This is a genomic window from uncultured Polaribacter sp., from assembly GCF_947501385.1.
GTDB lineage: Bacteria > Bacteroidota > Bacteroidia > Flavobacteriales > Flavobacteriaceae > Polaribacter.
This window is the reverse complement of the sequence record NZ_CANMVP010000003.1, coordinates 66,018-92,979: the sequence shown is the minus strand read 5'-3', so window position 1 is coordinate 92,979 and position 26,962 is coordinate 66,018. Positions and strand designations below refer to the sequence as shown.

20 protein-coding genes and 3 tRNA genes are annotated in these 26,962 nt (G+C 32.2%); 4 read left to right on the top strand and 19 right to left on the bottom strand.

Going from position 1 to position 26,962, the window contains the following annotated elements; translation table 11 throughout:
- Positions 1-71: 71 nt before the first annotated feature.
- Together odhB and Q0998_RS02975 are read right to left on the bottom strand one after the other, a co-directional pair.
- On the bottom strand, positions 72-1,310 hold the full coding sequence (gene odhB, locus Q0998_RS02980) for a 2-oxoglutarate dehydrogenase complex dihydrolipoyllysine-residue succinyltransferase (RefSeq protein WP_299666036.1): 1,239 nt from the start codon (positions 1,308-1,310) through the stop codon (positions 72-74).
- A 199-nt stretch (positions 1,311-1,509) separates the two neighbouring features.
- A complete protein-coding gene (locus Q0998_RS02975; protein ID WP_299666033.1) occupies positions 1,510-4,242 on the bottom strand; it encodes a 2-oxoglutarate dehydrogenase E1 component in 2,733 nt (910 codons plus the stop codon).
- A gap of 182 nt (positions 4,243-4,424) precedes the next feature.
- Here Q0998_RS02975 and Q0998_RS02970 point away from each other — a divergent pair.
- The 3 genes from Q0998_RS02970 (at position 4,425) to Q0998_RS02960 (ending at position 4,700) form a co-directional block, all read left to right on the top strand.
- Positions 4,425-4,498 (top strand) — tRNA-Asn (locus Q0998_RS02970).
- Between the two features lie 22 nt (positions 4,499-4,520).
- A tRNA-Gly gene (locus Q0998_RS02965) sits at positions 4,521-4,592 on the top strand.
- A gap of 22 nt (positions 4,593-4,614) precedes the next feature.
- Positions 4,615-4,700: transfer RNA gene (locus Q0998_RS02960), tRNA-Leu, on the top strand.
- 53 nt (positions 4,701-4,753) lie between these two features.
- Here the strand turns inward: Q0998_RS02960 and Q0998_RS02955 are convergent.
- The 11 genes from Q0998_RS02955 to pdxA all read right to left on the bottom strand — a co-directional run bounded on the left by Q0998_RS02955 (position 4,754) and on the right by pdxA (position 15,903).
- Positions 4,754-8,299, bottom strand: coding sequence for a sulfatase-like hydrolase/transferase (locus Q0998_RS02955; RefSeq protein ID WP_299666030.1), 3,546 nt, complete (start codon positions 8,297-8,299; stop codon positions 4,754-4,756).
- Positions 8,300-8,837: 538 nt separating this feature from the next.
- On the bottom strand, positions 8,838-9,542 hold the full coding sequence (locus tag Q0998_RS02950; protein WP_299666027.1) for a LytTR family DNA-binding domain-containing protein: 705 nt from the start codon (positions 9,540-9,542) through the stop codon (positions 8,838-8,840).
- Positions 9,543-9,556: 14 nt separating this feature from the next.
- Positions 9,557-9,874, bottom strand: coding sequence for an Hpt domain-containing protein (locus Q0998_RS02945; protein WP_299666024.1), 318 nt, complete (start codon positions 9,872-9,874; stop codon positions 9,557-9,559).
- A gap of 20 nt (positions 9,875-9,894) precedes the next feature.
- Positions 9,895-10,308, bottom strand: a complete 414-nt coding sequence (locus Q0998_RS02940) for a response regulator (RefSeq protein WP_299666022.1) — start codon at positions 10,306-10,308, stop codon at positions 9,895-9,897.
- A 115-nt stretch (positions 10,309-10,423) separates the two neighbouring features.
- Positions 10,424-10,873, bottom strand: coding sequence for an Lrp/AsnC ligand binding domain-containing protein (locus tag Q0998_RS02935; RefSeq protein ID WP_299666019.1), 450 nt, complete (start codon positions 10,871-10,873; stop codon positions 10,424-10,426).
- A 92-nt stretch (positions 10,874-10,965) separates the two neighbouring features.
- Complete coding sequence (gene accC / locus Q0998_RS02930; protein WP_299666017.1) at positions 10,966-12,303, bottom strand: acetyl-CoA carboxylase biotin carboxylase subunit; 1,338 nt, start codon at positions 12,301-12,303, stop codon at positions 10,966-10,968.
- Positions 12,304-12,389: 86 nt separating this feature from the next.
- A complete protein-coding gene (gene accB, locus Q0998_RS02925) occupies positions 12,390-12,872 on the bottom strand; it encodes an acetyl-CoA carboxylase biotin carboxyl carrier protein (protein ID WP_299666015.1) in 483 nt (160 codons plus the stop codon).
- A 26-nt stretch (positions 12,873-12,898) separates the two neighbouring features.
- A complete protein-coding gene (locus Q0998_RS02920) occupies positions 12,899-13,894 on the bottom strand; it encodes a beta-ketoacyl-ACP synthase III (protein WP_299666013.1) in 996 nt (331 codons plus the stop codon).
- Positions 13,895-14,048: 154 nt separating this feature from the next.
- Positions 14,049-14,243: a 50S ribosomal protein L32 gene (gene rpmF / locus Q0998_RS02915; RefSeq protein ID WP_299666010.1), complete on the bottom strand. Its 195-nt coding sequence runs from the start codon at positions 14,241-14,243 to the stop codon at positions 14,049-14,051.
- A gap of 1 nt (position 14,244) precedes the next feature.
- Positions 14,245-14,781, bottom strand: a complete 537-nt coding sequence (locus Q0998_RS02910; RefSeq protein WP_299666008.1) for a DUF177 domain-containing protein — start codon at positions 14,779-14,781, stop codon at positions 14,245-14,247.
- Between the two features lie 84 nt (positions 14,782-14,865).
- Positions 14,866-15,903 carry a 4-hydroxythreonine-4-phosphate dehydrogenase PdxA gene (gene pdxA / locus Q0998_RS02905; RefSeq protein WP_299666005.1) on the bottom strand — a complete coding sequence of 346 codons (1,038 nt, stop codon included), beginning with the start codon at positions 15,901-15,903 and terminating at the stop codon, positions 14,866-14,868.
- Between the two features lie 57 nt (positions 15,904-15,960).
- Here pdxA and Q0998_RS02900 point away from each other — a divergent pair, with 57 nt between their 5' ends.
- A complete protein-coding gene (locus tag Q0998_RS02900) occupies positions 15,961-16,545 on the top strand; it encodes a riboflavin synthase (RefSeq protein WP_299666002.1) in 585 nt (194 codons plus the stop codon).
- Positions 16,546-16,549: 4 nt separating this feature from the next.
- On the opposite strand, the gene Q0998_RS02895 is transcribed toward Q0998_RS02900, so the two are convergent.
- The 6 genes from Q0998_RS02895 to Q0998_RS02870 all read right to left on the bottom strand — a co-directional run bounded on the left by Q0998_RS02895 (position 16,550) and on the right by Q0998_RS02870 (position 26,857).
- A complete protein-coding gene (locus tag Q0998_RS02895) occupies positions 16,550-16,729 on the bottom strand; it encodes a PID-CTERM protein-sorting domain-containing protein (protein ID WP_299665999.1) in 180 nt (59 codons plus the stop codon).
- A 123-nt stretch (positions 16,730-16,852) separates the two neighbouring features.
- Positions 16,853-21,334, bottom strand: coding sequence for a G8 domain-containing protein (locus tag Q0998_RS02890; protein ID WP_299665997.1), 4,482 nt, complete (start codon positions 21,332-21,334; stop codon positions 16,853-16,855).
- A 121-nt stretch (positions 21,335-21,455) separates the two neighbouring features.
- On the bottom strand, positions 21,456-22,952 hold the full coding sequence (locus Q0998_RS02885; RefSeq protein WP_299665995.1) for a sulfatase-like hydrolase/transferase: 1,497 nt from the start codon (positions 22,950-22,952) through the stop codon (positions 21,456-21,458).
- Positions 22,953-22,967: 15 nt separating this feature from the next.
- Positions 22,968-23,282, bottom strand: a complete 315-nt coding sequence (gene rhaM, locus Q0998_RS02880) for an L-rhamnose mutarotase (RefSeq protein ID WP_299665993.1) — start codon at positions 23,280-23,282, stop codon at positions 22,968-22,970.
- 9 nt (positions 23,283-23,291) lie between these two features.
- Positions 23,292-25,070 carry a hypothetical protein gene (locus Q0998_RS02875; protein ID WP_299665991.1) on the bottom strand — a complete coding sequence of 593 codons (1,779 nt, stop codon included), beginning with the start codon at positions 25,068-25,070 and terminating at the stop codon, positions 23,292-23,294.
- Positions 25,071-25,099: 29 nt separating this feature from the next.
- Entirely contained in the window at positions 25,100-26,857 is a 1,758-nt protein-coding gene (locus Q0998_RS02870) for a hypothetical protein (RefSeq protein ID WP_299665989.1), read from the bottom strand.
- Positions 26,858-26,962: the final 105 nt, after the last annotated feature.

Below are 26,962 nucleotides of genomic sequence, written 5' to 3'. Positions count from 1 at the left end.
TTTCAAAAGTAAAACAAAAAATCCCAAGCAACAGCTTAGGATTTTTAATATTTATAAGTCTAAATAGTAGACTACATTTCTAATGCTTTTGTAGGGTTGTTGTCCATTAACAATTCTACTGGATTTTCTAAAGCTTCTTTTACCGCTACTAAGAATCCCACAGATTCTCTACCATCTACAATTCTGTGATCGTAAGACAAGGCAACATACATTATGGGCTGAATGACCACGCCGCCATTTACTGCCATGGGTCTATTTACAATATTGTGCATTCCTAAAATTCCGCTTTGTGGAGGGTTTATAATTGGTGTAGATAACATAGAACCAAATACACCACCGTTGGTAATGGTAAAAGTTCCACCCGTCATTTCATCAATTGTAATTTGACCGTCTCTAGCTCTTAATGCCAAACGTTTTACTTCACTTTCCACACCTCTAAAAGATAAATCTTCTGCATTTCTAATTACAGGCACCATCAATCCTTTGGGTCCAGAAACCGCAATAGAAATATCTTGAAAATCGTGTTTTATTTGAAAATCTCCATCAATCATAGAGTTTACATCAGGATACATTTTTAAAGCTCTTACAACTGCTAAAGTAAAAAAAGACATAAAGCCTAAACCAACACCGTGTTTTGCCTTAAAGTCTTCTTTGTACTCTTTACGTAAATCGAAAATTGGCTGCATGTTTACTTCATTAAACGTAGTTAACATGGCTGTTTCGCTTTTTACAGCAACCAAACGTTCTGCCACTTTTCTGCGCAACATCGACATTTTCTTACGCTCTGTTCCTCTAGAGCCGTTTGCTGGTTGCGTTCCCATAGAAGGTACTGCTTTTACAGCATCGTCTTTGGTAATTCTTCCATCTTTTCCCGTTCCTTTTACTGAGGAGGACGCTATTCCTTTTTCTGCTAAGACTTTTTTCGCAGCAGGTGATGCAACTCTAGAAGCATAGGTATCTTTCTTTTCGATACTTGGTGCTTCTTTGTATTCCTTTGTTGGCGCTTCTTTTGTAGGTTTAGAGGTCGTTTCTTCTTTTGAATGTGAAGCACTATCGCTATCTGGTTTTGCAGCGCTTGTATCAATTAAGCAAACTACTTCACCAACATTCACAGCATCACCTTCTTCTGCTTTTAAAGTGATAATTCCACTTTCTTCTGCAGGCAATTCTAAGGTTGCTTTGTCAGAATCTACTTCTGCAATTGGCTGATCTTTTTCAACATAATCTCCATCTTCAACTAACCAAGCTGCAATTTCTACTTCTGTAATTGATTCTCCTGGAGAAGGAACTTTCATTTCTAAAACACTCATGGTTTCTTATTTTGCTTGCGCTGAAAAAATATCAGCATTTAATTATTTTACTTTTTATATTTTGAGCACCTACCACAGGTAGGTTTTAACAGGCTTTCCACTATATCTTTTTATTTATCTCTTCGAGCGCAGTCGAGAAGTTGTCAAATAAAAAGGATGCTGTTTCAATCCTTAACATGCCTGCGGCAGGCAGGGGCGCTTACTCATTACTAAAAACACTATCAATAACTGCTTTGTGTCGTTTTTTGAATCGTGTACTAGAACCTGCTGCTGGTACTGCGTAATATTTACGAGAACGAACATTCAATTTTACCAAATCGAAACGTTCTAACATAAAACTCCAAGCACCCATATTTCTTGGTTCTTCTTGTGCCCAAACGTAGTTTTCTACATTCGGATATCTATCTATTACTTTCTGTATCTTCTCTAAATGCAAAGGAAATAATTGCTCTATTCTTACCAAAGCAACATCTTCTCTTTCTAAATTTTCTCTTTCTTCCAATAAATCATAATAGAACTTGCCCATACAGAAAACTAGTTTTGTAACTTTATCTGTATGAATTGTGTCATCTATTACCTCTTGAAATTCACCAGTTGCTAAATCTTCAATACTACTAATTACTTTTTGGTGTCTTAATAGACTTTTTGGGGTAAAAACAATTAATGGTTTTCTATAATCGCGTTTCATTTGTCTACGCAATAAGTGATAGAAATTAGCAGGTGTTGTACAGTTTGCAACAGTCATGTTATCTATTGCACATAACTGTAAATAACGTTCTATTCTTGCAGACGAATGTTCAGAACCTTGTCCTTCATATCCGTGAGGCAATAAAATTACAATTCCGTTTTGTAACTTCCACTTGTCTTCTGCTGCAGAAATATACTGATCGAACATAATTTGGGCTCCGTTAGAAAAATCTCCAAACTGTGCTTCCCAAATGGTTAATGTATTTGGGTTTGCCATCGCATAACCATAATCGAACCCTAAAACTCCGTATTCAGATAATAACGAGTTGTAAATCGTCATTTGCCCTTTGTTCTCAGGATTTATATTTAATAAATTGATTCTTTCTTCTGTAACTTCATCGCGTAAAATTGCGTGCCTGTGAGAAAAAGTTCCTCTTTCTACATCTTGTCCAGAAATACGTACATTGAATCCTTCTTCCATTAAGGAACCATAAGCCAATGTTTCTGCCATTCCCCAATCTAATCTATTGGTTTCAAATGCCATGGTAGCTCTTCCTTTTAAGATTCGCTCTGCTTTTCTAACAAATTTTACTCCTTCAGGAACTGTAGAAACTATTTTTGCTATGTGTTTTAATTGAGTTGCTTTGTAGGTGGTATCTACTGTTTCTAACATCGTGGCAAGATCTTCTCGATCAAAACCTTCCCAAGTAGATTGCATGAATTCTTTTACTTTAGAAGTTTTATCTTCTTTAGATAAATCGAATTCCTTTTCTAACATTCCTTTGAATTCAGAAGTGATTTCAGATAAATAATTTTTATCTACAGTTCCTTCTTTAAGTAATTTTTCTGCATAAATATCTTTTACATTTTCGTGCTTAGATATTGCTTTGTATAATTTTGGTTGTGTAAAACGTGGCTCATCACCTTCATTATGACCGTATTTTCTATATCCTAATAGGTCTATAAAAATATCCGTTTTAAACTTCATTCTAAATTCTAATGCCATTTGCATTGCATGACAAACGGCTTCTGTATCATCTGCATTTACATGCAGAACGGGTGATAACGTTACTTTACCAACATCTGTACAGTAGGTACTTGAACGTGCATCTAAATAATTTGTAGTAAAACCAATTTGATTATTTATTACAATATGAATGGTTCCTCCTGTTTTATAACCGTTTAATTTTGCCATTTGAACAATTTCATAAGCAATTCCTTGCCCTGCTATGGCTGCATCTCCATGGATAATAATTGGTAGAATCTTGCTAGAATCGCCATTGTATTTTCTATCTATTTTTGCTCTTGTAATTCCTTCTGCAACTGCGGCAACGGTTTCTAAATGAGATGGATTTGGCACCAAATTCATTTTAATCTCATTACCATCTCTATAGGTTTTACTCAAGGTTAAACCTAAGTGATATTTTACATCACCATCTATATCATCATCTTCAAAGTCTTTCCCTTCAAACTCGCTAAATAAATCTCTTACTGGTTTTTTAAAAATGTTTACCAACGTATTTAGACGACCCCTGTGTGCCATTCCTAAAACACATTCTTTAACACCAAAAGTTTCTGCCGCTTCCCTTAAAGCAACACTAATTCCAGGAATTAAAGCTTCGCCACCCTCTAATGAAAAACGTTTTTGCCCCACATATTTGGTCTGTAAAAAGCTTTCGAAAGTAACTGCTTGGTTTAATTTTCCTAAAATATATTTTTTAGATTCTACAGAATAATTTGGATGATTGTCATTTTCGTTTAAACGATTTTGCCACCATTTCAATTTTTCAGGATTTCGCATATACATATACTCCACCCCAATAGAATCGCAATAAATATTTTTTAAGTGGTTTATAATTACAGAAAGTTTAACCCTCCCCAAACCTAGAACATCACCCGCAGAAAATTCTTTGTCTAAATCTTCTTTTGTCAATCCAAAATTTTCAAATTCTAGCGTAGGTTCGTATTGTCTTCTTTCTCTAACCGGATTCGTTTTGGTGAATAAATGACCTCTAGTTCTGTATCCGTTTATCAAATCTACTACTAAAAACTCCTTTTTTACTTCTTGAGGAATCTCTGTAGAGATTTCTTCATCAGTAAAAGAATAATCTTCGTTGGCCAAATCATACCCTTGAAAGAAGCTTCTCCAACTCGGTTCAACTGCATCTGGATTGATTAAATATTGATCGTATAAATCGGCAATAAAGCCTGTATGTGCTGCGTTTAAGAACGAAAATTTGTCCATATAATAATTTGTGCTTTGTAAATAAGCATATTGTGATAGCAAAAATACGATATTAGAATTTAAAGAAGAATTTATTTTTGTGATAAAAGAGTAAAAAAAATTATATTTTTTTTGATAAAATATTTGGTGATATATTAAAAAGATATATATTTGCACTCGCTAAACACAAATGTGTAGCAAACTCCTCTTTAGCTCAGTTGGTTAGAGCATCTGACTGTTAATCAGAGGGTCCAAGGTTCGAGTCCTTGAAGAGGAGCAAAGTTCATAATACATTGACTGCGAAAGTAGCTCAGGGGTAGAGCATCACCTTGCCAAGGTGGGGGTCGCGGGTTCAAATCCCGTCTTTCGCTCTATTATGAATAAAGTGCCAATGCTGAAGTGGTGGAATTGGTAGACACGCTGGACTTAAAATCCAGTGGTCAGTAATGGCCGTGCGGGTTCAAGTCCCGCCTTCAGTACAAAAACCGTAACATTTAGTTGTTACGGTTTTTTATGTTAAAACTTCTTAAATTCAATTAGAAACTAATTGAATTTTATTAATCCCAGATGTTAAACGAATAGCCCCAAAAGCAGCACTCACTTTTTTACCATTTAAAATAACAACAGTTTCAGAAGACTTATTTATTTTAAAATCAGCCACCATATTTGCAGGAATTTTTATTGTGTATTCCTGTCTTTTATTATTTAAAAATTTATATGCTGCTTTTATAATTCCTTTAATTGTTGGCACTTTTATACTGCTTTTTTTAAGTGAACCTAATTGTGGTTGTATCATTGCAGTTCCGTAACCAGCACTTTTTGGCTGAATTCCCCACAAATTTCTTGAAATAATATTCGCAGGTGTCGCGCCCCAGGCATGATTCCAGTCGGCATTTGGTTTGTATTTCATATCCCAAGCTTCCAATGTAATTGTAGCCCCAATTTTAATCATATTGTACCAACTTCTGTCGTGAGTTGCTGTCATTAAATCTAAAGCATAATCTGCTTCATTGGCATTGTACAGTGCTTCTAATAAATATTGAGAGCCATAAACACTACACGCCATGCCTCTTGATTTTATAAATTCAGTAACCGTTTTTTTATGTTTTTCGGGAACAATATGAAAAGCCAAGGCCATCATATTTGAATGTAAAGAACTGTGGTCTGTGCCTTCACCATCCACATAAATTCCTAAATTTTTATTAAATAGTTTGGTATTGATTGCTTGTTTTGCTTTCAGCGCTAATAATTGAAACTCTAAAGCTTCACTTGGCTTTTGTAAAATGGTGGCAAATGCTGCCATAATTTCCATATTTTTATAATAAAAAGCATTTACAACTGTATTTATGGGTGTAAAGACAAAACCATCTCTTTCTCCTGCTGCAGTAGCTAATTTCCAGCCAGTATCTTTTTGTGCTGGAGGCCAATCTACAATGTCTTTTAATTTTACTTTTGGATCTGTAAAACCCAGTTTTTTCATAAATTCTGGAGTTGCGCTAGACGAACTTATCAAACCATCTGCTCTTGCTAATTCTTTTAAAGTTTTGTGTTTTAATTTCTCATAATATTTTGTGATTAATTCTGTATTTCCCGTGTACATATAATCGGCATAAAATAGCAATGCTACATGTAGTTGCCATTCTGTTGGCCACGTTGGGTGTTCCATAAAATACTCGATTGTTTGTCTTGCCATTGCATATTCTTGATCTGTTGTGTAATGACTCAACTGATTTAAATACGCATCAGCTTCATACGGAATTCGTTCTCTATCGCCATCTACATACAATCCAGAGAATGTGGTTGCTTTGATAGAATATTTACACAAATCCCAAACCTGATTTAAAATATCGTTTGAACTATTAAAATCACTCTGATCATTTTCCCAATAACTATGATATGCCAATTGCTGAATATCGTCAACTTGCAGATTGCTTGTGGCGTTTTCTATTTCAGCATATCTAAAAGGCATTAAAACAGGAAAGTTTTTAGGCAATGCAACGGCTATATTTTTTGTATTTCTTTTATCTGGATGAATAGATAAAGCATAGTTTGTTTGATTTGGATGTACAGGGACTTTAATTTTTTGATACCGAATGCTTCCTGCTGGTTTTTTGTTAATTTTATTACCTTTTAATTGTTCACCAATATGAACAATTAACGTATCTATTTTAGATGCTTTGTAGTTAAAATTGAGGGTTGCAAAAGCCGCTTTTCCAAAATCTATAAAGTAAGAACTATCACTGTTTTTGTTGAAGATTTTTGGTTTGATAGTATCAATTTGAAAACTGTTTGGTGTGGTCAAATTCGTTTTAGAATCTGACATGGTAAAAGATTGAGGTACTGAATATTTTAGCAGTCTACTGTTCTCATCCCAAATTCTCACTTTCCAAAAATAGGTTTTACCAGCTTCTAAAGATTTTCCTTTATGCTCTATGTTTGAAGATTGATTTGTATTGATTCTTTGGCTATTCCAAACATCACCTATATTATTGCTTAATTTTTCTTCGGATGAGGAAACCAACAATTGATATGCAGTTTGTGAGGCAACAGTTTGTGGAACCAACCAACTAAACTCTGGTTTTTTATCATTGATAAAAACACCTTTTGTATTTCTGATAAACTCAACTGTTAAACCATATGGCGGATTTGTATAATTGTCGCTTTTTTCTTGAATTAACTCTTCACATTTAGCTCTTAAATTTTGAAGAATTTTTGCATATTTTTTCTTTTCTACCAAGTTACAAATCTCTTGTGGGTCTTTTTCTAAATCGTATAATTCTTCAATAGATTTGTCATTTATGTATCTAAAATATTTCCATTTTTTTGTTCTGACTCCTTCACTTGGTGGAATTTTTTCAAAATCCCACAAATGTTCTATCAGCACAGTATCTCTATTTACTGTTTTTACGTTGCCATTTACAATCGATTTTAAGCTTTTTCCTTGCCATGATTTTGGTTGCTGAAGCCCTGCAAAATCTAAAATAGTGGATGGTACATCTGTATTCAAAGCCATGACATCAATATCTTGATGTTTGTTAATTCTAGGGTCGTAAATAATTAACGGAACTCTTATAGAGTTGTCATACATCAACCATTTACCCGCAAATTGTCTTTCGCCTAAAAAATAACCATTATCGCCCATTACAATAATAATGGTGTTTTCTGCCAATCCTTTTTCTACTAATTTTTTTCTAATTTTTTCAATTTCTAAGTCAATGCCAGCAATCATTCTGTAATACCCTTTTACACTGTGCTGATATTTTTCTGGAGTATCATAACGCCACGTCCAACGCAATCTATTAAAACCCGCTTTTACGATTTCTGGTTGTTGGTTAAAGTATTTATCTTTGCCCAACGCTGGCTTTGGAATTGTAGTATTTTGCAACAACGCATCGGTTTCATTCTGCCAAAAATATTGATCTTTTGCACTGTCATGTGCATGTGGTGCAGAGAATGATAATTGTAAACAAAAAGGTTTTTGTGTACCTACATTTTCAATAAAATCAAGTCCTTTTTGACCTGTATAGCGGGTTAAATGAACCGTTTCTTTGCCTATTTTTTTATAGTAGTAACCTCGTTTATCTTTGAATTTATTATTTCTGTCATAACTTTCATATTCATCGAATAACTGCTCTTTATCTTCATACTTAACGCCAAATTTTCCATAGAAACCTGTGTAATAACCCGCTTCTTTTAAAATTTTTGGATATGAATTGTTCATATATTCTTCACGAATTGCACCCGTTTGGAAATTATAATTGTGCGCCCGTTCTTGCAATCCTGTAAAAATACTTGCTCTACTTGCAGCACAAATTGGTGTAGTTACCAATGCATTTTTAAAGTAAGTTCCAGAAGTTGCTAGTTTGTCTATTTCTGGAGTATATACCAATGTATTTCCTTGATAACCTAGTGCATCAAAACGTTGATCATCTGTTAAAATAAATATAATATTGGGTTTTTTATTTGTTCCGTTTTTTGAAATATTATGCTGGCTACGCACTTCACTTACTAAAAGAATAATTAGCACAAGGTTTAAAATAGTATTCCAAAAAAAATTATTTTTGTTACGTTTTTTCATTTTTTAATTATAAATTACTAAAGTCTAAAACAAATATTCTTTTAAAAATAATACTATGAGACCCAAAACACTATCTTGACCTGTCTCGTAAAATGGTTCTATTTTCAACCTTTTTTAGTCTTGGAATAATTTGCTCAATAACAATCATTAAATATATAATTAAAATTGATATCAAAAAAATGCTAAAAAAATGATTGTATAAAAAGTATTTAACTAGCAAAGGAAAGAATTAAGTGAATTGGAATTAAAAATTAGTACATTTAATAATAATGTTGTGTCTAGTCCTAAAAAACCGTAACATTTAGTTGTTACGGTTTTTTTATGTTTGGGCAAAAGAAAAGCCAAAAGTAAATTTGGCTTTTCTAGAGCAATTCATAAATCCCCCAACTTACAAATGTACTTCACTATGATTTTATAATTCAAAATATGTATTACTAAATACAATTTAAAGGTACTTGTATTTAACTACTTGGAAATTTTATTTCGATTAATGAAAGAATAATAAGGTTGAATGGTCTAAATCTTAAGGTGAATGATTTTATAAAAGATTCAATTTTTTAATTAAAGCTGGTTTGTGAGACCTACTGATAGGAATTACATATTTTTGTATTAAAACACTATTGTCTTCTATATCTATAATTTCTGATGTATTGATAATATAAGATCTATGAATTCTTAAAAAGATATCTGAAGGAAGTTTTTCTTCAATTTTCTTTAAAGTAGCATGTACAATAAAACTTTTCTTTTCAGTTTTAATACTTATATAATCTCCTTTTGCTTCAATTAGTAAAATTTCTGGAATATTGATTTTTACCAATCTTTTATCAACATTTGCAAAAATAAAATCTTTATTTTCTTTTTGAACTTCAGTTTCTTTAGTATTTAATTTCTCTGAGGACACATTAGATAGTTTTGCTATAGCTTTTTGAAAACGATCTACACCAATAGGTTTTAACAAATAATCTATGACACAATCAAATTCAAAAGCTTCTAAAGCATGATTTTTATCGGAAGTTGTTAAAATAACTTTGGGAGGATTTTTTAGCGTCTTCATAAAATCAAACCCAGAAAAAGTAGGCATATGAATGTCTAAAAAAGCAACATCTATACTATTCGAGTTTAGAAACTTTATAGCTTCTATTGCAGAAGAAAACTCTTCTTTTACAATTAGCTCAGTGTTTTTACACAACTGCCTAATAATTAGTCTTGCAGCTGCGTCATCATCTATTATTAAACAATTCATAGTGTTTAAAGATATTAATAATCCTCTAAATATACATGAATTTTGTGTAAGACATTTATAAAATCTTGATATAATTCGGTGTTTCCGTTTTTTAAATCTTTTTCAAAAACGGATGCAAGTGCTAAGCCTTTTTCCAAACCTAGAAGACTAATCTTATGCTTTATTTTATGAACATTGTTTGCGCTCTCCTCATAATCTTTATTATTAAATTTTTCAATAAAGGTTGCATACTCTTTAGGAAATTCTTCTGTTATGATATTCAAAAGACTTTCTTCAAAATCAAGATCTCCTTCAGAAATTTTTTTTATATACTTTAAATTTGGGGTTTCCATAGTCTATTAAAGTCATTTTATTACTGACAAATAAGTTCATTTTGTTTCCAATACTTTAGTAGCACCTTTACTTTCTTTGCATATTTAGAATATTGGGCTGGTTTTGTTAAATAGCCAGAAATTCCAAAATCATAACATTTTTTTAATTCATCACTATCTTCAGAATTAGACATGATGATAACAGGAATGTTTTTAAATTCAATAGTATTTTTTAATTTTCTTAAAAATTCTAAACCATTCATTTTAGGCATGTGCAAATCTAAAATAATAATATTGAAAAAGTTTTTTTGATTTTTTAAATAATCAAATGCCTGTTTTCCATTAACAGCTTCTGCTACTGCGTAAGGAAAACCACTGTTTTTACACACTTTCTTAAATTTTATTCTTTCAATCTCATCATCATCAACAAGCAAAATAGAAAGGGATTTCATCATTATATATTTTTTTCAACACGGTAAAAGTGGATAAAATATAAAGAACTAAATTATTTGTTAGACTGTCTGTTTAAAAAGCTCGTTAAGTGGCTAAGATTTCCTGTTCAGTTTTTAATTACAAACGTACTTGTCGATCTATTTGTTGATTTAAGGAAATAAATGTTTCCAATTTAGAGACTCCTTTTATCGGTTGAATTTTATCATTTAAAATGTGCATTAAACTCTCGTTATTTTTACACAAAATTTTTATAAAAACTGCATAATTCCCTGTTGTATAATGACTCTCTATTATTTCTGGAATTTCTTTTAATCTTTTAATAGTTGTTGTTAGCTGATGAGAAGCATCTAAATAAACGCCCACAAAGGCTGTAATTGTATATCCTATAGACTTAGGATTTATAATCATTCTATAGTCTTCAATGAGTTTCGATTTTTCTAGTTTACGTAGCCTTTGATGAATTGCTGCGCCAGAAATACCAACTTCTCTAGCAATACTTAAAATTGGTGTTCTTGCATCTTTTACTAAGGTTCTTATAATAACTTTATCTATTCCATCGATTTTCATACTATAAATATTTAGTATAAAGGTAAAAAAAATAGAGAATACAAACTGTATTCTCTATTTTAACTTTATAAATTACACTAAATATCTAGATTTTATTTCATTTCGAAATCTTCCATAAATTTAGTTGTATAGTTTCCTGCAATATAATCTGGATGGTCCATTAATTGTCTGTGGAAAGGAATGGTTGTTTTAACTCCTTCAATGACAAACTCATCTAAAGCACGCTTCATTTTATTAATTGCTTCTTCTCTAGTTTGAGCTGTAGTAATTAACTTTGCAATCATAGAATCGTAATTTGGCGGAATCATATACCCTGCATACACATGAGTATCTATTCTAATTCCGTGACCTCCTGGAGCATGAAAAGTTGTAATTTTACCTGGAGAAGGTCTAAAATTATTACTTGGATCTTCTGCATTAATTCTACACTCTATAGAATGCATTTTTGGATAATAATTTTTTCCAGAAATTGGCACACCAAATGCAACTAAAATTTGTTCTCTAATTAAATCGTAGTTTACTACTTCTTCAGTAATTGGATGTTCTACTTGAATCCGCGTATTCATCTCCATAAAGTAGAAATTTCTGTGTTTATCAACCAAAAACTCTACAGTACCAGCACCTTCATATTTAATAAATTCTGACGCTTTTACAGCAGCATTCCCCATTTGTTCTCTCAATTCATCTGTCATGAAAGGAGAAGGTGTTTCTTCTGTTAATTTTTGATGACGTCTTTGTACAGAACAATCTCTTTCTGATAAATGACAAGCTTTCCCAAAAGAATCGCCTACAATCTGTATTTCTATATGTCTTGGCTCTTCAATAAGCTTTTCCATATACATGTCATTATTTCCAAAAGCCGCTTTAGATTCTTGTCTTGCAGAATCCCAAGCATCTCTTAAATCTTCTGGCTTCCAAACAGCACGCATTCCTTTACCACCACCACCGGCAGAAGCTTTTAACATGACTGGATATCCTGTTTCTACAGCTAATTTTTCGCATTCTTCAAAATCTGCAATAATCCCTTCACTTCCTGATACACAAGGTACACCTGCAGCTTTCATGGTGGACTTGGCATTTGCTTTGTCTCCCATTTGGTCTATCATCTCTCCTGTTGCACCAATAAATTTAATGTGATGTTCTTCACACAACTTAGAAAATTTAGCATTTTCTGATAAGAAACCATATCCTGGATGTATTGCATCTGCATTTGTAATTTCTGCAGCAGCAATGATATTAGACATTTTTAAATACGATTCTGAACTTGGAGGTGGGCCAATACAAACGGCTTCATCTGCAAATCTTACGTGCAAACTTTCTGCATCTGCAGTAGAATATACTGCTACAGTTTTAATACCCATTTCTTTACAGGTTCTAATAACACGCAATGCTATTTCACCTCTATTGGCAATTAATATTTTTTTAAACATCTTGTTTAGTTTTTTAGTGATTAGATTTTCTTTTAAATGAGCTTGAAGAAATACTTCAACCATTTAACTTCTAAATTCTAATGAGACTATGATGGATCTACTAAAAATAAAGGCTGATCAAATTCTACAGGAGAAGAATCATCTACTAAAATTTTAACTATTTTACCTGAAATTTCAGATTCAATTTCGTTAAATAATTTCATCGCCTCAATCACACAAACCGTGTCACCAATACTAACTTCTGTACCCACTTCAGCAAAATTTGGTTTGTCTGGTGCAGGTTTTCTATAAAAAGTACCAATTATTGGAGACTTAATAGTAATGTATTTAGCATCGTCACTTTCTTCCTCTTCTGAAGCAGCTGTTTTTGCTGCTACAGGTTGTGCTGCTGCCACAGGAGCTGCAACTTGGGGGACACTTTGTGTTGGTGCAGCTTGAAGAATTGTAGTTTCTGTTTTTTCTGTACCCGTTTTAATTGTAATTTTTACATCTTCCATTTCTAACTTTACCTCGCTAGCGCCAGATTTTGCTACAAATTTTATAAGATTTTGAATTTCTTTAATATCCATTTTTCTTACTGTTTAGTTGTTTTTGTTTATGAATTATATGCCCATTTCAAATACGCAGCTCCCCATGTGAAACCACCACCAAATGCGGCAAATATTAGATTATCTCCTTTTTTTAACTCTTTTTCGTAGTCTGCTAGTAAAAGTGGTAAAGTGGCAGATGTTGTATTGCCATATTTATGAATGTTCATCATCACTTTATCAGAATGCACACCCACTCGTTTTGCAGTAGCCTCAATAATTCTCTTATTTGCTTGGTGCGCTACTAACCACTGAATATCTTTTTCTGTAAGATTATTTCTTTCTAACATTTTCTCTGAAACAGCTGCCATGTTAGAAACGGCATATTTAAAAACCGTTTTACCTTCTTGACGTACAAAATGCTGACCGTTTTTAACAGTTTCTAATGAAGGAGGCAAAATAGAACCACCGGCGGCTATTTTTAAAAATTCTCTTCCAATACCATCACTTCTTAAATATTCATCTTGCAAACCTAAACCTTCTGTATTTGCTTCAAATAACGCTGCTCCTGCACCATCACCAAAAATAATACAGGTTGCTCTGTCTGTATAATCTATAATTGAAGACATTTTATCTGCTCCTATTACCAATACTTTTTTATATCTCCCAGACTCAATATAGCTTGACGCTGTAGACATTGCATATAAAAAACTAGAACAAGCTGCTTGTAAATCATATGCAAAAGCATTTGTTGCGCCAATTTCTGTGGCTACATATACTGCTGTAGAAGCCACCATTAAATCTGGTGTTGCAGTAGCAACAATCACCAAATCTATTTCTTTTGGATTTAGATTCGATTTTTTAATTAAGTCTTCAGAGGCTTTTATAGCCATATATGAAGTTCCTAATCCTTCTCCTTTTAAAATTCTTCTTTCTTTTATTCCTGTTCTAGAAGTAATCCATTCGTCGTTTGTTTCTACGTAAGTTTCTAACTCTTTATTTGTTAGAACATATTCAGGAACATATTTCCCAACAGCTGAAATTGCTGCAGTTATTTTTGTCATATATATTCGTTTATAATTCCGATGTTAAGGAAATTCAAAGTAATGAAATTTATTCCACTTTTTGATGTAAATTTTATCAAAAACGATGAGCTTTCTTGTGAAAACGCAAAAAAACCCTCAAAATTGAGGGTTTTTTATATAAAATAAAAAATTTCTAAGCCTCTGCTGTTGCAGATTCTAATACTATTTGACCTCTGTAATAAAGTTTCCCTTCATGCCAGTGAGCTCTGTGATATAAATGCGACTCTCCCGTTGTAGGGTCTGTTGCTATCTGTTGAGCTGATGCTTTGTAATGTGTTCTCCTTTTATCTCTTCTTGTTTTAGATATTTTTCTTTTAGGATGCGCCATTTTATGTCTTTTTTTCTGTTATTAAATTCTTTAATTTATCCCATCTAGGGTCTGTTATTTCAACAGTTTTTTCTCCTTTTGATTGTAATTGTTTTAATGTTTCTAATGCTTCAGATTCCATAGTGCCATCTAATACTTTTGGATGCACCCTTTTACTAGGAATAGACAACACAATCATTTCATAAATAAATTGTGCTACATTAAATTGATACGCTTCATTCGGAAGAATTAAAATTTCTTCATTATCATCATTATATTCTGGACCAAACTTTATTACTAAAGGTAATTCTGAAGTAATTTCTTGATCGTACAACTCATTGGAAACATCACAAGGAACGTTTATGGTTCCTGTAGCTGTAAAAACAAGTTCAAATAATGTGCTTTTTTTAACAAATTCTAAGGATACATGTATTGTTGCATCTTCAAATTCATCAAAATTAAAAAGCGAAAAGAACGTATTGTCAATATTATATTCAAATATATGCTTTCCTTCTTTTAATCCTACAAACGGTATGTTGAATTGTTTCAAGTCTTTCATTATCAAACATCAATTGAGCGTGCAAAGATATAAAAAAATGTTTTCATACAATCTTTTCTTTTAAAAAAAGAAATTATTTTATTTCTACTTTACCAACAGTGGGTTTTTGGTAAGTTCTTTGTACTCGGTTCTTGTTTTATAAATTTGAATTGCAGCAAATAATGCTTCTTTAAAAGAAGATTCATTTGCTTTGTTCTTTCCTGCAATATCAAAACCAGTTCCATGGTCTGGAGAAGTTCTAATCTCATTTAAACCAGCAGTAAAATTAACTCCGTTACCAAAAGACAACGCTTTAAAGGGCGCTAAACCTTGGTCGTGGTAGGTTGCTAAAACTCCATCGAATTGTTTATAGGTTTCAGAACCAAAAAATCCATCTGCTGCATAAGGTCCAAAAACCAATTTTCCTGTTTCTCTAATTTCTGCTATCGCAGGTTTTATAATCTCATCATCTTCCTTTCCTATTACGCCTTTATCTCCGCAATGCGGATTTAATGACAAAACTGCAATTTTAGGTTTACCAATACCAAAATCTTTTTTTAAAGAAGTATACATCGTATTTACTTTTTCTTTAATAATTTCTGGTGTAATGGCTTCAGCCACTTTAGAAATTGGAATATGACCTGTAATTAAACCGATTCTTAGTTGATCTGTCATTAAAATCATCAAGCTATCTCCCTCTAAATTTGCTTCTAAATATTCTGTATGTCCAGGAAAATTAAAGTTTTCTGATTGAATTGTTTCTTTATTAATTGGTGCCGTTAATAAAATATCTATGGTTTTGTCTTTTAAATGATTTACAGCTGCTTCCAGTGATTTTGCTGCATATGCTCCAGAAATTTTAGTGGCTTGACCTAATTCAATCGAAACCTCTTCTTTCCAAATGTTTAAAACATTTATTTTGGTATGATTTATTTGCGTTATTGACGCAATACCATGCACTGGCACCTCTAGATTTAATGCTTTTTTATGGTAAGAAATTACTTTTGTAGCGCCAAATAAAACAGGTGTACAGAACTCTAGCATTCTTTTATCGAGAAATGTTTTTAAAATAACCTCTATCCCTATTCCGTTGAGGTCTCCTATAGAAATTCCTACAATTATTTTATCATTTTTATCAGCCATAACTCTTGTAATCTTCTTATTTTTGATTCCATACAAAAGTAACTAAAATTTAGGGAAATGTTTACGGGAATAATAGAAACACTAGGGACCATTACAAATGCTGTTAAAGAGCAAGAAAACCTACATTTAACGGTAAAAAGTTCAATTACTCATGAGTTGAAAGTAGATCAAAGTGTTGCTCATAATGGTGTCTGTTTGACCGTTGTTGCTATACATAATGATGAATATACGGTTACTGCAATTAAAGAAACTTTAAATAAAACCAATATTGGCGATTTAAAAATTTCTGGTAAAGTGAATTTAGAACGTGCTATGAAGTTAGGTGATCGATTAGATGGGCATATTGTACAAGGTCATGTAGATGAAACAGGAGTGTGTACTCATATTGAAAATCAAAATGGAAGTACTGTTTTTACTTTTTCTTATACTTCAGATAAAAACAACATTACTATAGAAAAGGGTTCTATTACTGTAAACGGAGTAAGTTTAACAGTTATTAATTCTGAAAAAAATTCATTTAGTGTGGCTATAATACCTTATACGCTAAATAATACTTCCTTTAAAAAGTTATCAATAAACGATGTTGTAAATTTAGAATTCGATGTCATCGGAAAATACGTTAGTCGATTAACACAGCAGTAAAGAGCTATCTTGTTATTTTTCTAATAGCGTAAATTAAACCCGTAGCCAACAAGAAAACAAGACCACCATCAACAGACAAGCCTGGCGGTGGTGGTGGTGGAATTGGTGGTGGTACCATTTGCCCAAAAAAAGATTGTGCAAAGAGTAGCACTGTAAAAAGTACTAGGTAATTTTTTTTCTTCATTTTATATCCCCCCAGATTAAAATTTTGAAATATTTTAGTTATGTAAAATTCTGTGCAAATATATAATTTTTTTATAAAACTATATGTATGAACTTATATCATAGGCAAATAAATTATTTTTCTTTAAAAGATAATTATTTTTTTTGTAATAATCTTTGAGTTATTTACTATAAATTTCACAAAATAAATACCTGCCTTTGCATTTAAAATTTGTATTGTATTTTTATTTTCTTTAGTATGAATTCTTTTCCCCGTAATATCATAAACAAATACTTTAACTTCATTGTAAGTCCCAATTCTTTTTATACTAATTAAAGCCTTTTTAGAAGCAGGATTCGGGTATAAAACAAAATCTTTTTCTAAAATTTCATCACTAAGCGAAGCTGTTGCGCAGGATGTTGCAGGATCTTCTGCACTTTGAGCCCTTATCCAATCTATTTCAAAATTTACATTACCATTATTTGTTGGATCTATTCTGAGGCCTTTTATTGTTTTTCCCTGCCAAGTATTGTTTGTAGATAAATCGATTACTAATTCTTGCCATGCTCCATTTCCTGTATAATCTACACTAGCTGTTCTTGTAGCCGAAACTCCACCATCTTCGTTCTCCCAAAATAGCTGAAATTTTGTTGTTGCAATATCTGCTTTCATTTTAATGGTCAGGGAACTAATTTCAGAACCTGACATATTTATAAAATCTGTATTTATTATTTGTGAATCGGCACTATTACTTGTTCCTTTAAGAACCCCATCTGTTTCCTCAGATCCGGTGATTGATTTGGTTGTGAATCCGTTAAAAATATCGTCACCATTAAACTCTATAGCAAAGTCTGATGCAGAATTAATATCTCTACATAAATCTTCTTCTTCATTATCAAACAAACCATCTTTATCACTATCTATACCAGGAACGCAAGACTTTGAAGGATCTACAGCGTTATTTCCACGAATCCAATCGATTTCAAAAGAAACATTTGTATTGTTTGTAGGGTCTATTCTAAAACCAGTAATAATGTTATCATTCCATTCAGCATTTTCAGAAACATCTAGTACTACTTCTTGCCATTGATCATTACCCGTATAATTGTTAGTGGCAGATCTAGATGCTGAGTAAGTACTCTGTTCACTTGTTTGCCAAAAAAGCTGCACTTTAGTACCTGCAATATTTGCTTTGTATCTAAGTGTAATTGTACGAATATCTGAACCTTTAAACGAAACAAAACCAGTTTTTATAATTTTAGAATCATTACCATTCGACGTACCCTTTATAACACCATTTATTATTTGTGAATTATCAATAAAATCAGATGAATACCCATCAAAAAGATGACTATCACCATTAAATTCTACTGCAAAATCTGACGCAGAGTTTTGATCTCTGCATAAATTAAATTCAACAGCGTCTAAAATACCATCTCCATCTGAATCCTGATTTACAGTTGTTGAAGAAATACTATAATTTTCTGGAATATCTGAGCCTAAATTTATAACGTTGATGCTAATTTCTCTAGTTGATGCTGTATTGATATCTCCTATGTTAGATTCGTGAAAACGTAAAATTAGTTTTTTTACATTCGTAAATTTGTCAAATTCTGTATCTTGCCCAATACGAATATTATTTGAGTCTGATGATTTATAAGTACCAACATTAAATTCTTGCCCATTTTCACTTTGAACAATTACCTCTACGTCAGGTCCAGTATAGTTTATACCTATAGTATTAAAATACTCCCAAACTTGTCTAGAAGCTAATGTAATTGCATAATCTGTATAACCATTTACGCCATTTCCGTTGTTTTGAACTGTAAAATTTACTTTGGTATTTGCGTATGCAAAAGTGGGTACTGTTAATCCATCTGTTGCGATTGCATTGTCCCTAGAATCATCATTTGTATCGATAGAACCTAAACTCATAGAGCGAACACTATAATCTATTAAGGTAACTCTATTTAGAATATTTCCCCAAGTTGAACTACTATTGCAATTACCTGAATTACAAATAAATACTCTGTTTTCATATTTGTATTCTCGTCCAAATTGTCTTTGAAAAAATTCACTTCTTGTATTTTTACTAATCAATTTAAAATAAATAGTATTGTCCTTTATTAAATACGCTTGGCTAGGACTAGCTTTTAATTGTGTCATATTAGTAACTCTTGCAGCATTGCCAGCAAATGCTATACCTGGAATATTCGGGTAAGCAACAATAACATTTTCAGAATTTGTTGTACAGCCATCTACTGAAGCAGACATATATTTTGGCAATTTATGATATTGAAAATTATAAGTATAATCTAAATCGTTTGTAATTACAGGCGCATCAAAATATAGTTGTTGTGTTTGTGTATTAAAAACAGCGTGCGTAGATTTATCTGGATATTCGGTAATAAAATAACGAGGTGTAAAAGCACCATCATTTTTATTCGTAAAATCTACATCTTTAAAATAATTATATGTTTTATTTTGTGTAATCCAAGCCCCCCATTCTGGTTTTTCAATTGCATTTCTCATTTGGGTATTTGCTCCTTTTTCGTATAAATTTTTACCGCTAGGGTTTGCTCTTATAATTGGTGAAACAGTAGCTCCAGGGTAACCCGTTAAACTTCCATCTTGATCTATAATACCACTTAAATACATAAAACTCAACCAAGAATTATTACCAAATTCAAATTTTACGTTTTCTTCAACATCAGGTCCATAAGTAATACCTCTAGCAAAATGATTCGTAGATTTTCTTGAAGCTCCATTTGTTTGAAAACAATAAGATTTAGCACCGTTTGAATTAAAACCGTCAAAATGAGTATCAACAATTCCTGAAGGACCATCATAAATACTATGCCCTCTAAAAGCATTTCCAAATTGTGTTAAAGGTCTTGTGGGGTATGGTAAAGATCTACCTGCCTGAATTTCACTAGCAGATTTAGGGTTTCCAATATTTGCAGATTTACCCACAATTAAAGAATTAAACAATGTTTGATGGTAAGAGAAAAAATCTGCACGACCATTATCTCCAAAATCACAATCATAAAAATCCATTTTATTGGCTCTAATCCAAACATTTCTATCTACAGATTTATAGCCATCAAAACGATTAATAATTGGTATAAATTGGCTTCCATTGGAGTTTTGAGGTCTGTAATGACCAGTAACAATCTCATCAGTATCTCTATCTATTCCTCCATCTACTCCCCAACTAAATAAATTAGAATGTGCTTTGTTATCATCAAAAATTCCCATCGGTTGTCTTCCTGGGTTATAGCTAGATTCTGGACCATCTAAAATTTCATCTAAAATTAAATGCCAAAAACCAGAGCCATCAGAACCTGCAGAAACGTTTCCTATAAAATCATTATTCGGGTTTGTAATCCAAAAAGTAGCGGGAAAAGCTTCAGGATGCGCACCTCTACCAGCGCCAACACCAATATCATGAGGTGTTGTTTCTTCACCATCTTTAGGTCTTTTACATAAAACACCTAAATTATTTTTAAATAAGTTTCCAGTTTCACTTCCATTTTCTAAAAAATATCCATGCCCTAAAAAGTCATAGCCAACATTTCCTTCAACTACGGTGTTATTTGTTCCATGAACAGTTATCAATCTATTATATGCTGTATGAATTCCTGCATTTTTAATAAATTGCCCGTCAGCGTTTCCTAATAAATGCCAATGCCAAGGATATTTACCCAACTGAGATTTTTGCCCCATTCTATACAATTCAATATTAGATGCTTTTGAAACTGAACCTGGCATCGACATAATATGACCACCAAAACCATTCGTTTCACTAGCAGCATCTCCTTGTATTTTTAAGTTATGCGTTAACAAACCTACTTCTGCTCTTTCATCTAAAATAAGATCTTTAGTACCATTATTATAAATTTGCTCAACACCAAAATGCATGTAATTTAATGGAGAGTTTAACGTTAAAACCATTCCGTTAATAGCTGTAATTGTTCTTTTTTCTGCTTGATGCGGGTCAAAGTCTGTAGATGCAATTACTATTTCATCACCAACTTTCCAACTGGTAATTTCTTTTAATGTGATTGCCGTTGCTCCTTTCTCTGCGGTTGCGTTTAATTGTGTCCATGTTTTTGTTGAAACACCATGTAATTCTAATTTTGCACCAGACATAACTCCAATTAATTTAGAACCCATAAGTGTATTGCCCATTAATACTTCTGAAGGATTTGAACCCGTAAGTGTTATGATACCATTTGCCGTATAAGCGTTTGTAGTACTTCCTATTTGAAACAAACCACCATCACGAACTATAATCCCTTTGGTAGTTAAATCAAAATCTGTAGTAAGATTTGATGGTCCTAAATTACCATCAATTACAATTGTTCTAGCATTCATCATTCCAGAAAGCGACACTCGAATTCCGTTAGGAATTGTTACGTCATCTTCAGTAGTTGGTATTTGGTTTGTACTCCATGTTGCTACATCATTCCAATCTCCTGTAGTAATTGCTTGAATAGGTGCTAATGAATTTGGGGTATAAGAATTTTTAAAACTAACAGACTTCGCTTTTAATTCTGGGTTTGTAAATGATGCTATTGTAAATACAACTAGTAAAAGAGTAATAAAAGAGTATGTTTTTTTCATCATAGCATTGTTTTAAATTTTAACAGATGAAAAAAATTTCAAATGTATACAAAATTCAAAAAAATGACTTAAAAAAGCATCCTGCCCTAACCTGAGAGATAAAAATTAAGAATTAAAATATTTATTCCACTAACATTTCTTGTTGATTTAGAAAATTAATTAGTTCTTTTTGATATGTTTTTTGTAATGATAAAATATTTTTAGAATTATACAAATTAGTCCATTCTTTAGGATCTTCTTCTAAGTTATAGAATTCACCAGTAATAATATCTTTTTCAGTATAATTTATGGCGTTTTCTTTTTTATTAAAGACTAAAATTAATTTGTAATTTGCTGTTCTCCACATAAAAGCAGCTTCTCCTTTTCTTTCGTGTAAAGCTGCAAATGTCGCTTTATTTCTATTTGTTGATAATAAACTTTCACCTAACAACCGGTTGTCTTGTTTGATATCTGCAAAATCTAATAGAGTTGGTAACAAATCTGTATTTTCTGCTGATAAATTATCAACCGAATTTCTCTGGATTTTTTTTGGTAGTGCCGTTCCTGATAGTATCATTGGAATTCTTACACTCGCATCATATAAGTTGTATTTATTAAACTTGTAATAACGTTCTCCTAACATTTCTCCGTGATCTGAGGTGTAAACAATCAAAGTATTTTCTAACAATCCTTTTTCTTTTAAAGCTGCTAAGGTTCTTCCCATCATATCATCAATCCAAGTTACATTTGCATAATAACGCATGGTCATTAATTGCCAATCTTCTTTAGAAGCTTTACTCCAATATTCTCTGTACATATCTCTTCTATTTACACCTTCTGAATGTGGAGAATTGTCTGCTGTCCAGTTTGGTTGTTCCGCATATTTAATAATATCTGCGTCGTACAAATCTTCATACCCTTTTGGCACATTATGACCTGCATGCGGTTTCATGTAAGATAAATACAAGAAAAGAGGTCTTTCATCTTCTCTTTTGTTGATGTAATTCAACACTTGTTTGGTTATCCAACCATCTCTATGTTGTTCCTCTTCTAACTTGCTGGTAAAACCTAAATACCCGAGATTATTTTCTTCTCCTGGACCCATATCTGCAATTTCATCATCGTATTTTTTCTTTGCTTCAGGATTCATTTCTAACATTGTAAAACCACCTTCTTCTTTAATTTCTGATGTGTAACGTGTTTCAAAACCTCTTGTATTTGTTTTGTGTTTTCCCCAATGTGTTTTTCCAAAACCAGCAGTTTCATAACCCGCTTCTTTAAAATATTCTGCCATGGTTTTTACAGGTAATTCTTCGTCTTTTAACCCATCGCTATTTCTGTAAACACCGGTTTGATTTGGATACAAACCCAACATCATAGAATTTCTACTGGGCACACACATTGGCGCTTGGCAAACAGCCTGACTATATAAAACTCCGTTTTTAGCTAAATTATCTAACGTTGGCGTAATTACCTGTTTATTTAAAATTCCTAAAGCGTCAAAACGATGTTGATCATCCATTAAAAAGATAATGTTTGGTCTTTTTAATGTTTCTTTTTCAACCTTTGCAACTTCTTTTTTGCAAGAAAAAATACAGATACTCACTAAAAGTATAATGGCTAATTTTGCTGTTTTCATTGTTGATATTTCATTTTAATTAATGTGAAAAATTGCTTCTAAATTTGATGATTTTGGACTATTATCTGGATTTGTTTCCATACAATCTGCCATAAAACTCCACCATTTTCTACAGATTGTTGTGTTTGCAATTTCTTGCCATTTTTGTTCGTCTTTTAATTCTGCGTACCCGAATAAAACATTTGTTTCGTTATCTAAAAAAAGACTATAATTAGAAACTCCATGAGATTTTAAAACTTCCTGTAATTCTTCCCAAATTGGATTGTGTCTTCTAATATATTCCTCCTTTTTATCAGAATATAGTTTCATTTTAAACCCTTTTCTAATCATTTTATTTAGTTATTTTTCTGTAAAATGATATTTAAAACGTCTGTCTGGAGCGGTATCTCCATTCATGAAAAAGGAGGTAATGTTTTCTAACTTTATAGGATTGTCTGCCCACTTAAAATAAAAATCAGCAGTTCCTTCTAAATCAATAGCTGTTTTAGCAACACACAATTCTAATTTGTTCTTTTTAATTTTGTAATTAACCTTTCCTTTATCAACCCAAGAGGCTCCGTTCCATTTTTTTAAGGTAGATTTTTTTGAAGATTTTACCTCATAATTTACTACATAATCATATCCTTCCCAACCTGTATTTGCATTTTTATCGATATCAATAAAAAGCAGCATCCATTTATCATCTTCATAATTTGTTATTTTTTTACGTGTTTCTACATAGAAGAAAATATCTTTTTTATCTAAACCAACTTTTGATGAAATTATATCATTTCTACCTGTTTTGTTTTTGTAATTTGTATCAGGATCATAGCCTGCAAAATCTCTGTGCATGGTATCTCCTGTAGGATCATAAAATTCTGGCTGAACAGTTGACCAATCCTCAAAGTTACCATCGATTTTAATTAAATTTGGTTGCGAGAATTTAACTGGTGGATTCATCCCTTTAAATTTTCTCATATTAGAAACTAATTGATAATAATAATTATCTGTATGCCCATTTTTCATAGGAGCCATATCTCTATTGAATTCTTCAGTAAAAGCATCCACAAAATAGGTGTCGCCTATTTTTATAGATCTTCCTGCATATCCAGGATGTTTTAATTTTCCATCCCAAATAAAGCGCTGTGCCAACCATTCATTCCATTGTGTAACCATCACCATTTCTGGGTCAACTTCTAAAGCTCTGTCCCATTGCTCTTGAAAATGTGCGCCTTCGCCAGTTGTTGTAGTTACATAGTATTCATTTACTTCTGGTTGTTTATTATTTGATCTACTTGTGCCATACAAACCATGCCCTAATTCTACTGGATGTCCAGCAACAGAAACAGGAATTTGCTCTGGAATATCTGGACTTTTGCTCCAGCCATAATCTTGTGGAGTTGTATCTACCCATTGCCAATGATTAGGGTTTTCTCTTGTTTTAGACCAAGCCCAACTGTATTTTATTGTAAAAAATTCTCTGGCTTCTTTTGTTAGATTTTCGTCTTTAGGATTTGCCATTATTACTGGTTTTCCATCCCACATAAACCATTGGTCTTTGTACAACCCTTTTCTGTAAAATTCATTATAAATTTTGGTAACAGTTAAGCCACTTTTTGAGTTTGTAGTAAATGTAATATCTGGAGTAGGAATTCCTTCAGATCGCATTTTTTTTCCCATTTCAAACAATGCTTTCACAGTTTCTGGATAAATATAATGATTGGTAACATCTAAATAGATGAAATCTACTTTTGCATTGGTTAGCATTTGTAAATCTCTACGCAAAACCCAAGGATCTTCAGCTCTGTAATATCCTTGTTCTGGTTCTCCCCAAAAATGAAATTTTCCTTTTGGACCCCATTTTCTTTTTCCTTTTGGGTCTTTTAAAATTTTAGTAATATCATATACTTTTTTAGAGTGATGCCCATGCCAGATGTAATAGAAAACGCCTACCTTTTTATTTTGCTTTACAGGCCCAGCAACATCAAAAGTTACAGTTTCTCTACCCAAAGCATCTGTTGCTATCCAATTATCTGTATTGTAATTTTGTAGTTGAGTTGTTTTAGTTGAATTCTGAGCTTTAACATTGAAAGAAACTATTAAAATTAATAAGAATAATAATTTTTTTAGTGATTTCATTATGATTTTTTTTAATGAATTGAAAAAATTTATTGCTTCACTTTTAATCCTTTTGGAGCATCAATTTCTGTGATTATTTTTCCGTTTCCGTTTTTTGTATGGCTAATTTTTAAGACTCCAAATTTTGTTGGAAATGTTCCTTTTACAAATTCTAAATCTCCTAAATGAGGCTTAACAATCACCGTGGTTCCACCATCAGCAACATTTACACCTAATACATATTGAGACAACCAAGCAGTTGGTCCACTTGCCCAACCATGTGCTAAACTATGGCGTAAACCAACGTAACAAAATGCACCAAAATCAGTATGAATATCTGCAACATTTTGTTTAGGAAGTTCATCTATTCTACCACTAATCTTTCCTTCTTCAATATTAAAATCTTCCCAGAAAGTAGTTGCACCTAAATCTAACATTCCTCCCCAATATTCACTTATTACATCAATCCCACCTTGATAATCATCGGCTTTAGCCATTGCTTCCAAAATATAATATCCGTAAAAAGTAGACATATTTTTAACACCATCTTTTCTTAAAATTTCTGTATTTGTTTTCTTCGCTTTTGCCAAATCTGCCAACACCATTAATGAAGCTGCTTGTTTAGAAGTGTTGCCTTCTGGAGTATGCTTTTTTAATCTTTTAGCAATTTTTTCATACTTTTTACATAAATCTTTTCTACCAAAAGTTTCCATCATTTCAGAACCCGCTTCAAACGTCATAATCATCATTGCTTGCAAACCTGCGTGTACTGCTTTTGGATCTGTACTTGTTGGCCAATCTAAAAATCGTCCACCATTTAAAATCTCCTTATTGTCTTTATCAATAAAAGTACTTAACTGATCTAATAAAGCAATCATATACATTTCTTGCTCTTTTAAATAGGCTAAATCTCCGTGATAATCGAAATAGTTTTTATGAATTAACAACCACCACATAGAATAGGAACTAATGGTATTCATCCATTGTGGTAAAGGATGCTGATCTCTTGCCAAGTCTAAACTTTTTGGAACTATATCATTTTTTCCAAAAACGGTATTAATTGTCATTACTTCTGGATGCATATCGCCAACCCAAACCAAACGGTCTCTTTTAATGCCGTCCCAAAGATAATTTTGCATATTCAAATGCACAGTGTAAGCACCCGTCATCCAAATATCATTCAATCTTTTATTATTACTTTCAAAAGAACCTAAATAATCTAAATCTCTATAAACAAATGTAGCTTCTATAGATTTAATGGGTGCGTTTTCTCCACCTTCAACAACATCAATTCGAATAAAACGAAAACCTGTTTCTCCTATTTCTACAGAACCCAACCAAGGCACTTCCACTATAAAATCACGTAAAGAATGTTCGTTGGTTGCGTTGTATTCTCCACCAATATCAGACATTGCTTCAGAAACAGATTCTCCAAAACGAATTCTTAATTTCATTGGTGTTTTAGAAGGTCTAATTCCCATAGAAATTTTTACACCTCCGTGAATTTCTTTTCCATAATCTAACAAAATTCCTGGCTTGTTGTCTTCTGTACTTATCAATCTAAATAAATTTTTGTCGTTTACAGCAACTTGCCCATTTCCTTTTTTTAATAAGGTTTGTTCATTTTGTATAAATTTACCCGTTGTATCTGTTTGCCACACAATTCTGTTAGGGGTTAAATAGGTTCTCACCATCTCTGAATGACTTGCTCTGTCTTCGTCATTCGAATCAAAAACTGGAGGTAATTGTGCAAATACTGCTGCTTTCATAAAGAATAAAATCAATAAAATTGGAAACGATTTTTTCATTTTTTTAAATGTTGTAATGATTGAATTTTTAAAATATATCAATAGTTGTAAATGTACTTTTTTACTTCTTTTTTGCTATCCTGTGGCAACCTGTGGACGTTTCTC